This window comes from Streptomyces sp. NPDC001732 (assembly GCF_053596315.1).
In genome coordinates, this window is the sequence record NZ_JBSFFY010000114.1 from 1 (window position 1) to 11170 (window position 11170).

Annotated in this window: 10 protein-coding genes and 3 pseudogenes; 5 read left to right on the top strand and 8 right to left on the bottom strand. The window is 68.2% G+C overall.

From position 1 onward, the window contains the following. A partial coding sequence (locus ACWCXX_RS39100) for a DUF7691 family protein (RefSeq protein ID WP_451135789.1) occupies positions 1-457 on the bottom strand: 457 nt, incomplete at its 3' end. A gap of 105 nt (positions 458-562) precedes the next feature. Then, positions 563-904, bottom strand: a complete 342-nt coding sequence (locus ACWCXX_RS39105) for a hypothetical protein (RefSeq protein ID WP_451135791.1) — start codon at positions 902-904, stop codon at positions 563-565. Positions 905-1124: 220 nt separating this feature from the next. Here ACWCXX_RS39105 and ACWCXX_RS39110 point away from each other — a divergent pair, with 220 nt between their 5' ends. The 4 genes and pseudogenes from ACWCXX_RS39110 to ACWCXX_RS39125 all read left to right on the top strand — a co-directional run. Beyond that, positions 1125-1529, top strand: a complete 405-nt coding sequence (locus ACWCXX_RS39110; protein WP_451135793.1) for a hypothetical protein — start codon at positions 1125-1127, stop codon at positions 1527-1529. 46 nt (positions 1530-1575) lie between these two features. Then, on the top strand, positions 1576-2355 hold the full coding sequence (locus ACWCXX_RS39115) for a hypothetical protein (protein WP_451135795.1): 780 nt from the start codon (positions 1576-1578) through the stop codon (positions 2353-2355). A 1228-nt stretch (positions 2356-3583) separates the two neighbouring features. Then, positions 3584-4591: a zeta toxin family protein gene (locus tag ACWCXX_RS39120; RefSeq protein WP_451135797.1), complete on the top strand. Its 1008-nt coding sequence runs from the start codon at positions 3584-3586 to the stop codon at positions 4589-4591. A 71-nt stretch (positions 4592-4662) separates the two neighbouring features. Then, positions 4663-4833: pseudogene (locus ACWCXX_RS39125) on the top strand (transposase); the annotation flags it as partial. 140 nt (positions 4834-4973) lie between these two features. Here ACWCXX_RS39125 and ACWCXX_RS39130 read toward each other — a convergent pair. From ACWCXX_RS39130 to ACWCXX_RS39155, 6 genes and pseudogenes are all read right to left on the bottom strand, one after another. Then, on the bottom strand, positions 4974-5903 hold the full coding sequence (locus tag ACWCXX_RS39130; RefSeq protein WP_451135799.1) for a bile acid:sodium symporter family protein: 930 nt from the start codon (positions 5901-5903) through the stop codon (positions 4974-4976). Positions 5904-5964: 61 nt separating this feature from the next. Continuing rightward, a complete protein-coding gene (locus ACWCXX_RS39135) occupies positions 5965-7299 on the bottom strand; it encodes a Dyp-type peroxidase (RefSeq protein WP_451135801.1) in 1335 nt (444 codons plus the stop codon). Between the two features lie 19 nt (positions 7300-7318). Further along, positions 7319-8332, bottom strand: coding sequence for a hypothetical protein (locus tag ACWCXX_RS39140; RefSeq protein WP_451135803.1), 1014 nt, complete (start codon positions 8330-8332; stop codon positions 7319-7321). Positions 8333-8343: 11 nt separating this feature from the next. Continuing rightward, positions 8344-8877, bottom strand: coding sequence for a hypothetical protein (locus ACWCXX_RS39145; protein ID WP_451135805.1), 534 nt, complete (start codon positions 8875-8877; stop codon positions 8344-8346). A 303-nt stretch (positions 8878-9180) separates the two neighbouring features. Further along, positions 9181-9303 (bottom strand): hypothetical protein, encoded by a 123-nt coding sequence (locus tag ACWCXX_RS39150; RefSeq protein ID WP_451135807.1) that lies wholly within the window; start codon positions 9301-9303, stop codon positions 9181-9183. A gap of 222 nt (positions 9304-9525) precedes the next feature. Continuing rightward, positions 9526-10263, bottom strand: a pseudogene (locus ACWCXX_RS39155) (transposase family protein). 343 nt (positions 10264-10606) lie between these two features. On the opposite strand from ACWCXX_RS39155, the pseudogene ACWCXX_RS39160 reads away from it, so the two are divergent. Continuing rightward, a pseudogene (locus ACWCXX_RS39160) lies at positions 10607-11170 on the top strand (hypothetical protein); the annotation flags it as partial.

Below are 11170 nucleotides of genomic sequence, written 5' to 3' on the forward strand. Positions count from 1 at the left end.
CGATCTCCGGAGAGCCCTCCGGGGGTCTGGGGATGCAGAACCCGATCTCCGAGGGCGGACCGCTGTAGATGTACTGGTAGGGCAGCAGGTCCGCCCTCACACCAGCTGCGCTCAGCGCGTCGTCCAGAGCGGAGAAGAAAGTGGTGGGACTTCGGTAACTCGCCAGGGTGGCGGAGTCGGATGCGTTGTGGTCGATGATGATCTGGAGGGCTGCGTAGTAGGCGCTGCCGGCGTACTCCGCGGTGGAATCGGCCCGACCGGCAATCAGCTCTTCCAGCGCGTCCTTAACCGACAGCCCCCAGTCCACCTCCTGGGCATCGAGACTCTCCTGGCGTGCCCGCGCCCGCTCCCGCATCCTGTCCAGGAGCCGCGATTCCTCGGTGCTCGGGTCCCGGGCGGGCAGAAAACGCGCGATCTCTCCGCGGTTCGCCATGGAGTAGTTGACTACTTTGCTCATACGGCCACCCTGCCAAAGGGCACTGACATCCCCAACGCCCGGGGGCGTCCACCGGGTGAGTGCTGCGATGCCGAGGTCGAATGTCGTTGCCGTGGGGGCCGAGCGTCATGGTGGTGAGCGTCGCGGGTACCGCGCGGTCCTTTTCCAGCGGCCGAGCCAGTGCCGCTCAACGATCGGGTCGTCTTCCAGGTAGCGGTGCCACAGCAGGGGCTCGCCGCCCTGTGTCCACGTCGCGTACAGGCGCACCGAGCCGTCGGGCTGGGGCAGGGTCTCGGGACCTGCCGCGGCGAGCGCACCGTTTACCACGGTCCGTTCGACCAGGCCGCGGTCCCTGGTGAGCGTGAGGCCGGGCTGCGTGTTCGCGGGCGGGGCCGTGAGGACCGGGACGGGCAGCTCCAGCAGCAGGCGGACGGGCTTCGCATGCTCGACGACGAGCCGGCCGGTCACGGTCCTCCGGCAGAGCACCCCGGTCCCGGCACGCTGGCGGCAGGGAGTCAACAGGCCGTACTCCCGAATCGATCGGGTGAACTGGCCCGCGAGAGAGGTTGCTGCCCGCGTGGCTGTAAAAGATCAGCAGGACTTCAACCGCCCAGCCGCTTCTCCACCTTCTGGGAGTCCCATGCGTACACCTTTCCCGTTCGCCTTGGCTGTGGCTGTGCTCGTCGGCATGGCCGCACCGTCGGCCTACGCCGCTCCCGAGGCCAGGCCACCGGACGTCGGCGGGTTCGTCACCGACGGAGACCATGTACACGTGTCCAGCACACCGCCCGCGAGAGCATCAGCACACGGATGGTGGCTCGACCCGCTCGGAAAGCACAAGAGCGCGAAGGCGAAGGTCACCATCTGGCTTCAGACCAGGCATGGAGGCACCTGGAAGACTGTCGCATCAGGATCCAAGAGTGTGAAGGCCGGCGGCAAAGGCGCCAGTTCCCGCCGCGCCAACGCCCGCAAGGAGTGCGAGAACAGGGACAGAACCAAGTGGCGCAGCGTCATCGATGTCGACCTGATCGGTATCGCGGACTCCCCTGAGAAGGCGGTCACCAAGACCGTCACCCTGTCGTGCGGAGCATAGAAGCGGAATGAAGTAGGACATGGACGCGAGTGATCCGACCCTCATCATGGGCCTGCACGGGGTATTTCGCCGGCACCCGTGGATCGTCGGCCTCCTTGCCGAGAACGACCTGGAGGACGAGGACGCGTTCAGCCTTGCCGTGACCAGGGCGGAAGCCTACGGCTGGAGCAGCACTCATCTGGGCCGCGGCCCGCTGGACGGCTGCCGGTGGGGGCACAACGATGCGGGGGAGGACTGGACGGAGGACGGTCTTGTCCGCCAACTGGTCTGGATGCAGGTCGCGGTACAGGAACAACTGCACGGCCAGCGGCTTCCCCTTCTGCCAGTAGCTACCGTCCTCGGCGATGCACTGCACCACATGGGCGTGTACACGCTCACCGGGGTGCACATGATCGTGCCCCTGCAACTGTCCCCGGACGACAGCCTCGCCTACTTGTCCCAGGCCGCGGACTGGGTGGCCACTTCGGGGCCAGGGCCGGCGGCCGGCTGTGTCATCACCATCGCGGCCCGGGAGTCAGCCGGTCTGTCGAACCGGGCACGGCAAGTCGACGTACAACTCCTCGAACGCTCCTGCGGCCGCCTGTCCATCCACCCCGGCGAACCCGCCCCACCGACACGCGGGCTGGCTCGATGCCTTGCCGGGGAGGTACAGGCCGAGGGCATGCAGAACGTGGCGTCGATCTCCTGTTCCCTGCCGCTCTGGTCGCTCGACAGTGCCATCTGGGCGGCCGAGGTCACCGCCACCGCACTGCGCGACATCGGTGTGACAGAACCAGTGCTCCTGACCATCTCCAGAAATGACATCGAACCAGCACGGAAAGAATGAACCGGACCGCAAACGCACTTGGTCAGGAGTGACCGGAGGCCGGCCCCGAAACCGGCGCGGAGCTGACAGGCGGCACGCACCCGCGCACGTTGCCCGGGGCGGTCCCGTGCGACGTGCGATCGGAGCGCGGGACCACCAAGCCCTTCCGTCCTGTCAGAGCCGGGCAAAAGCACCATAGGAGATGCTTCCGACTTCCCGCTCCCGCTGCAGCGCACCAGAGTGATGACAGCGCGGACCACCACGTGCACCTCCGTATCGCTTCCGACCCTGCCGCGCCCGTCGATGCTCGCCCCGCTCCGTAGCGCTACGGGACAACGGGGGCTCTGCCGGCGGGTCGGGGAAGTCCGGGATCGTTGCGGGAGTCATCGCTGCCGGCTCTGCCTGCTCCGCCCTCCCAATACTTGTAGTTTTTCGCCTGGCGCAGGGCGCCTCCGCCGACCCGGCCTCCGCTTCCGCCGTCTCCGCTGCCGAAGGCGCCGGACCCATCACCACCATGGCCGGGCGAGCCTCCTGAGGCGGAGGCCAGGCGTCCTCCGGGGAGGTCAACGCCGGACGAGCCGCCCTGGCCTCCGTGCTTGCCGTCCTCTTTTCTGCTCTGTACGCCGTTGCCGCCCGCGCCTACGGCGATGGCGAGCTTTTCCCGTCATGGACGGGAATGTCGCACGCGACCGCACGGGCGCTGCTGCCGCCTCCGCCGCCTCCGGTGAGTGGACCGTCGTTGTTGGCTCCGCCTCCGCCCCGCCTCCGTCGACGACAAGGACGTGGATGCTGCTGACGCCGTTCGGCACCACGTAAGCCCAGTAGCCGGGGCTGTCGAACGTTGTGGTGGCGGGGGCTGCTGCCGGGGCCGACGCGGTGGCCGGGCTATGGCCAGGCACACGGAGGAGGCTGCCGCGAGGGATGCCAGAGCGGCTTTCTTGTGCAGCCGGGAAGAGACGGGTAACGGCTTCACTGCACGACCTCCCGATCATGCATCAGTCCGGCGGATGTCTCCCCATCTCGTACGCCGTCCACACACCGCTCCAGATGCATCCTGTCGTGTGATATTCGGAACGCTGTGCGCAAGCCGGGCGGAGGCGGGGCGGCGGCCCTCAATGCCGGCACGGGCTCACCGCCCGAGGGTCTTCCCGTTACTGTCCACCGGCTGCCCGGTAGCCTGCGGACTTGCTTGCGAGGGCGCCGGACAGGCTGACGGCGACGGGCAATCCGCTGCAGGAAGGACACGAGTTTGTTGTCCGCTGGTTCTCGAACTGCGCCCGGTCCAGGGTTCGCGTCCGGGCGAGGATCGCCCCCGGCGATCCGCCCATATCCCCTGCCGCCGGGGTTTGCGGCGGGGGCGAGCGACTGCTTCCTCGCCGAGGAACAGCTGCGAGACCGTTTCGAGGAGCGGGTCAAGGACTTCGTCTTCTTTGGCTACGCCCTGCAGAACCGGTCCGTACTGGCCCTGTTGGGCGGCCAGTCCGCCGCGGGCAAGAGCCGGGCCGTGGCGGACTGCGCACAACGCAACACCGAACGTCATTTGGTCCACCTGACCGGCGACGAGCTGCGTAGGTTCCACCCCCGGCATCAGGAGATCCTGGCCAACGAGCCGTGGCTGTATCCCGAAGCCACCGGACAGGCTTCCGGTGCCTGGGTACGAATGAGTATTGAGTACGCGCGGGACAACGGCTACAGCCTGGTGCTTGAAGGCGACTTCAGGAATCCGACCATGACTGTGGCCACGGCGGAGGAATTCGCCGGCCTGGGCCGCCGGGTCGAAGCCATCGGCCTTGCGGTGCGCGCCGAGCGCAGCCGCTTGGACGGCCTGCTCCGGTTTCTGGAAAGCGGTCGCTGGACCCTGCCGGATCAGCATGACCTGGCGTACCGGATGATGCCGGAGACGGTCGCGGCGCTCGAGGAGAGCCTTGCCGTGCACTGCGTCACCATCACCGATCGCAGTGGCGCCGAGCTATACGCCAATGCCCGGTCGCCGGACGGGCATTGGAGCGGTGAGCCTGCCGCCGTGAGCGCTCTTCACGAAGGCCGTGCACGGCAGTTGTCCCCGGACGAGGTGGCCAGACGGCTGGATCTGCATCAGTGGGGCGTGGCGGAACTCGCGGCCCGCGGCCAGGTCGTCGCCACCTCCCTCCCTGTACTGCGGCGGTTGGCCATCGACGCCGAGACCGTCGCCGCCATGTCACACACTGGGGAAACGGAAAGCCGGTGCCCTGGCCTGCCTGCCGGTCTGCGGCTTTGACCCCGCCCCGGGACCAATCCCCCTAGGCCGTGTGCCGAAAGTGGATCTTGGACCGTGAGTGATCATGAATCATGGGCCGGGGAGATCTCACGGACGAGCAGTGGGCGGTGCTGGAGCCGCTGCTGTCGATGGGCACGAAGGCAGGTCGACCGCATGTCTGGCCCCGGCGGCGGCTGATTGAAGGCATACGGTTCCGGGTTCGGACCGGTGTTCCGTGGCGGGACGTGCCCGCGGAGTACGGCCCTGTAGTCCTAGCTCAGGCACCAGGGAGCAAGTAACCCGCCGGTAGGTTCCAGCGCTATCGCTGCCCTGGGACGACTCCGCCAACAAATTGGCGTTGCGTGACGTCAGGGCGTCGGACCATGGCTCCTTCCGGCAGTTCTCACGGGTCAACGCCGGTTCCCGGCTCATGTGGTCGGCCATCGGCAGGCACCTCTGTCACCACTGTCGTAGGCGGGCGTCGCCGCCTGCTGAGCAAGGTGGCGATCGGCAGGGCTGCTGCCAGGCCGCTGAGCAGGATGGCGGCGAGTGCGCCGAGGATGGCGGGCTCGTCGTTGAAGGCGATGCCGATCGCGGCCAGCGCGGGACCGGCGTTGCGCACCGATGTGACGCCGCCCATGGTGGTGCGCCGCACGGGCGGGCCCGTGGCCAGCAGCGTCCCTGCGGCGAAGGCGATGGCCGAGAGCAGGAACCCGGCGAGGAGGGCGAGGGAGCCGAGGAGTGCGACGACGTCCTGCCAGTTGCCGAGCAGCATGCCCGCCAGGACGATCAGGAACGTGACGTTGGAGACCGCCGCTGCCGTGGGGTGCCACGAGCGTGCGGTGGGCTCGGCGTAGTGGCGTATCAGCAGGCCGATGGCGAAGGGGACGAGTTGCAGCAGGGCCACGGTGCGTACCAGCGCTCCGACGTCGAGGGAGACGTTGGTGCCGACGTCGGCGGCGGTCAGCAGGCCGTTGACGGTGGGGGCGAAGGTGATGCTGCCTACGGAGGCGAGCAGCACCTGCATTGCCGCGCCGCCGACGACGTCACCGCTTTGCACCATGGCGAGTTTCGCCCCGAAGGGCCCGCCCGGGGAGGCGGCGACCAGGATGAGCGCGATGAAGGAGGCGGAGGGCAGGCCGAACAGCGCACCGATGCCCCAGCCGAGCAGCGGGACGACCACCATGTTGGTGATCAGCGCCAGGACCAGGAGCGGGACGTCGGTGAGGACACCGCGCAGCGCCGGGACCGTGGCGCCCAGGCCGGCGGCGAACATGGTGGACGCGATGAAGATGACGGTGACTGCGTTGAGCACCAGGTGCAGGGTCTCCATCAGGCTTCCCCTCGGGCGGCGGCATCTGGGAACAGTGCTGAGGCGGCTCGTCGCCACGCTGTCAGTCGCGCAGGTCGCCGAGCCAACGCAGGGCGGTCAGACTCGGCAGAAAGCAGTACTCGCCTCCCCGGGTGACGACGAACCGCGGCAGTGCGGCGAGGCACCGGCGCAGCGGCCTGCGGGGAATGGTGAAGCCGGTGGAGCCATCGCGGGATCCGGTCACGGGGTCCTGGGCGTTGTTCGCACCGAAGAAGACGCCGTCGTTCATCCACTGCGACTGGACGAACTCGAACTGCCGCCCCAGATGCGCGCCGATGAACGCGAACATCAGACCGCGGTCGGCCCCGTCGTCCTCCAGCACCCCCTCGGGCAGCGGCGGGCCGTACACGGCGCCGCGCCGGATCATGCGGTGCAGCCGCACCTCTCCCGCCACCGCCGCGTCGCGGGGATTGGCCCGGCGGATGTGACAGCCTCCGGGCGTCTTGAACCCCGCCGGATCGTCGCTCTCGTACAGGAAGGTGTTACGGCGGTACGGGTCGGCACCGAGCGCGGGATCGTCGGCTTGTGGAGCCAGCGCCAGGGGAGCGCCGCTGCGCCAGCGTCCCATGATCTTCGCGGCGATCAGTTCCTCGTCCTGGGGCCCGGTGGAGTTGTCCTTCAGATAGCGGCGGAACTCGGCGACGTCCTGGTGGAGCTTGCGAAAGACGGCGTAGCTGCCGTTGCGTCCCAGAACGGTGGGCTGTGGGCTCTGGATGCCGCCGATCTCGTCCCGGTAGCCGAGGACGAACTCCCCGGCTTTTAGCGGTACTTCCAGCTGGTTGGATCCTGGTATGCCACTGCCTTCGACGGCCGGATGGCTGACGCCGTCGCGGTAGCCGAAGTGTTCGGTCTCGGTGGGCAGTGCGTAGCAGTCCTGCCGCCATATCGCCCTCACGCCGGACAGCCGGTCGTACACGGGGCGGGCGCGGTCGACCGCCGCCTCCAGGTGCGCGGCATCGGGCGCGACCGCCGTGATCACCACATGCACATCGGGGCTGCCCAGCGGTGCTTCCCAGTGTTCCGGGCTGCTTTCGCCCACATCGCCCAGGGCCTTGGCGCGTGCCGCCATCCCCTGCCGGAACTCCCAAACGAAGGTGTCCAGCGAGGTGCGCGGCACCCCCAGGGCCTGAAGGCCGCGGCAGCTGACGGCCACACTCACCCAGGTCTCTCCGAGTGGGCTGACCGGGTCCGCCGCGGAGGTCACCGCCGTACTCGCGCGCCGCATCAGCTCCCGGCCGTGATCTCGGTCGTCGATGCGGAAGGCTATATAGGTCGCTGCGTAGGGCGTCGGCCGGGGGCTGAGAACCCCGCGTTGGATGTCTTGGAGTTCCAGCGCGATGTCCGTTTGAACGTTCACCGTGGCCTCCCCGCCCGCCCTACTTGGAGACGAGGTTGCGCCAGAAGTTGCGCAGGCTGTCGTCCCCGCCGAACAAGGAGCTGAAGATGGTCGAGTCCGCCAGCAGCAGATCAGCCGCGCGGTCACCGCGGGGCGGCATCCACAGGAACATGTTGAACTCCGTGTTGCCGGCCTCGGTGAACGGATGCGGCCTGGAGGTGTCGATCGGCTGCCTAGCCAGCACGCGGACGCCGTCCGGGTCGTCCGTAGTCACGTCGTAGTGCGGCAGGTGCATATGGAAGTTGAAGTTCGTCACCCCCTCTAGCCAGCCCTTCGGATCCAGGTCCCGGACCGTGGACAGCGGGGCGATCTGGTTGCCCTCGCGCGTCGCCGGGCGCAGCCCGTACCGGTTCATGACCGGCACGCCGAGGCCCTTCATCACGTCCCTGACATAGGTGGCGAATCGCTGCTGCCGGGGCACCAGGGGATCGCCGTGGTGGCGGTATTCCATCTCCCGGACCTTCAGGTCGTCCGAGGCGCCGACATCGTGGTGCGGGCCCAGGATCAGACGGGCATCCTCCCGGCCGAGGAACGCCCGCAGCGCCTCGATCTCCCCGGGTTGTGCCTCCTGCTCGGTGACCGCGTGGTCCAGCCCGAACACGAACAGCACGTCGGTGTCGTCGAGCACCCGCTCGTCGAGCGGGGTGAAGAAGCCCGCCTGGTCGATGCGCTGGTACACCGGGACGGGATGTCCCGTAACCCCCTCGACGAAGTCCTGGAAGGGCACCCAGGCCCAGAAGAACAGCTCCAGCGACCCGGCGATGCCCTGCTGGAACCGGTACGGGTCCGACCACTTCGGGTCCTCGTACGCGGGCCACGCCACCCGCCTGACCTCGGTCATCGTGGAGAAGCGGTTGTCCAGCTCGGCCGTGTTGCGGCCGGCCTCCGCCGGATAGCTCCACGAGACGTAGATGCTCACCCGCCGCCCGCCAGGGGTGTACTCCCGCGGAACGTGCCTCTGGTTGTACGTGCGTGCTGTCCTGACCTCGCTCATTTCGCCCAGCCTCACTGCATCTGGTCGAGCATCTCCGACAGGGCGCTCTTGATCCGCAGCGCCTTCTTGATCTCGTCCGCCGTCACATACGGATACTCTCCGTACTCGATGAAGCTCGGACAGTGGTGCTCCCGCACAAAGCGCACGAACGCCTCGGGGTTCGTGCGCCAATCCTCGGGAAACCCTTCGAGGTTCTCGAAGGTGGTGCTCACTCCCGCCTTGCTGAACAGGGCGACGGCGTCCTCGGTGTACTTGTCGAAGTCGGTGTCGAAGATCCCCTGGTACATGAACCGGGTGTCGTTGTCGAACAGGACCCAGCGCAGGTAGTGCAGCTTCAACGGGGCGAGAAGGTGGGGGTCCTGTTCCAGCGCCTTGGCCAGGGTGTGGCCGTGCTCCCGTATCGCCTCGGCTCTGCCCGGCTTGACGTCGGCGATGATCGTGAACCCGTAACAGGCCGGAGTCCTCGGAAAGACGGGGCCGTACTTCCCCTGTTCCAGATGGCCCGTCTCCTTGGGGATGGCGACCGCCTGCGGCTTGATCTCCATGTCCGCTCCTCCGCATTTCACAGGCCGGAACCCACATTCAGCGTGGCACCGGACGGCTGGACGCGCTCGCTGAGCGGGAGGGGCTGTGGGATGCGCTGCCGGCCGCAGAGGCGGAGGCCGGGCAGCTTACTCGTGGGCCCACCGGCGGAGGGTGGCTGATCGTTACCAAAGCCCCACCAGGATCCCGTGCTGCGCCCGGACCGGTGGCCGACTGGTTCCGTCCGACCAGGCCCCAGCTGTCGCCTTGCCGTCGCCGACGTCTGGCGGGTCAGGCGCCCTTGCCCACGCCCAGGCCGTGAGCCGTCACTCTCTGTGCACTTCGCGAAGCGCCACCGTGAACACCGAGCCGGTTTGCGTGACCTGCTTGCCCTGCAGGTCGAATGTCATGGTCGCGGGAACAACGACGTAGGCGTGATCGCCGGCCACATCGACATGCCGTGGCTCACCGAGGGCGATGCGGTACCCCCGAAGCCCCTACATGCTCACCCTCGGTAAGCGCGTCCCTCCACCAGCCCTCGCTGGCGGTCGGCCCCTGCCACACATGCGGTGCCATCCCGTCGAGAATCTGCATGGGGTCAACGCATGCTGCTCCCATCGCCTTCGCATCGCCGCGGTTGAAGGCATCGACGTACTGAGCCCTTTTCAACCTCAGGTTGAGGCGTGCTGAAGGACGACGACGGCCTTCACGATGTCGGTGATCCGGTTGGTGCTGCAGCGGAGCTTGCGTAGCAGCCGCCAGCCCTTGAGGAGGGCCGTGGCCTGCTGCTTGCCGAGGCAGCGGGTCTTGGCGTGGCTGCTGTTGTGCAGGCGCATCCACCGCTTGAGTCGACGGCCCCGAAACGGCACGCGGACCGGTCGGCCGGCGCCCTGTTACGCCTTGTCCGCCCAGCGCTTCACGCCTGCCTCGACGAGCGCGTTGATGATGCCGTGAGTGCGTGCGGCGGTCAGGTCATGGGTGGACCCGGGCAGTGCGGGTGAGACCCACAGGAGCCGCCCGAATGGGTCGGTGAGGACCTGGACGTTCATGCCGGGGCGTTTGTGTTTCCCGGAGCAGTACGGGGTGTCGGCGGCGATCCGATCGATCGGCAGCAGGGTGTCGTCCAGGATTGCGAATGCCTTCGTCCGTACGGTCTTCATCGCCTCGTCCAGGGTAGGGGCCAAAGCGGCCAGGACGTCGATGGCCTCGCGTATGCAGCGGTAGACGGTCGCGGTGCCGAGGCGGAAGCCGGTGGCGAGCCGGGCGCAGGTGTCGCCGCACCGCAGGTGGGCCAGGGCCGGCAGGGCCTGGCCCTCGACCGGCAGGCGTCGCCACCGCGTCCCGATCGCCCGCCGCCGAGCCCGGAGCCGCCCCGCCAGGTACTGAAGGGTGCGGGTGGACAGGCCGATCGAATGGGGCCTCCCCTGCTCGAGCGAAGCCGAGAGCTTGGGGAAGGGTGGACAAGCACGCGAAGCTCCTGGCGGCTGCGGGCGATCCTGGTCGAGAACCCGTCTACCAGGAGCTTCGCCGTTGCGCAGGGCCGTCCAACTCGTGGTCGGCACCGTGAGGTTGGAAAGAGCTCATGGCACACGGCGTCGTGTGCCAGCCATGTCCTCAAGCTGAAGCGACCGTCCGCAATCCCGCCGTGCCTCAGCCGCCAGCACCTTGATCGCCCGGACAAGTCCCAGGGCTGTCAGGGCCCGCTGATAACGTGCTTCGTCCAGTAGTGGAGTTCATGAAGGGACGGGGTACGTGCGGAATGTGGCATGCCATCAGGTTGGCGAGCAGCGGTTGGCCGCGGCGCTCGACGACATCGACGGGCGGGCCTACACGCGCTGGCACTCGCTGCGGTACGGCAGCATCTCGCCGACGCTGATCCGGGCCATGGCGGACGAACTGCTCGACCATGTCGCCGCGCGAACGGTGACGGAGCCGGGGCTCGACGCTGCGGCCGGCACGGTCGCCGTCACCGCCGCGGAGTGTGTGCACGGAGTGCTGAGCATCATGTGCTTCCCGAGCGGGGACCAGGAACTCCGGTTCCCCCTCGTAGGGGAGCGGATCAGCACGGACCCGGACGACGACGAGTTCGGGGACGGGCCCATCACCTTCCGGGACGTCGTCAAGGAGGCGCCCACCGCGCGGACCTGGCTCGACATGTTCGAGATGTGTGTCGTCAGCGGGCATGTGTGGGACTGGGAGCGGGTCACCGGGCTGCTGCTGCGCGGCGACTACGCGCCCGCCATCCGTGACGGCGTGCCCTACAACCGGTACACCTCCGTCTCCGACCCCGCCGACCTCGCCGCCATGGACGCCCTG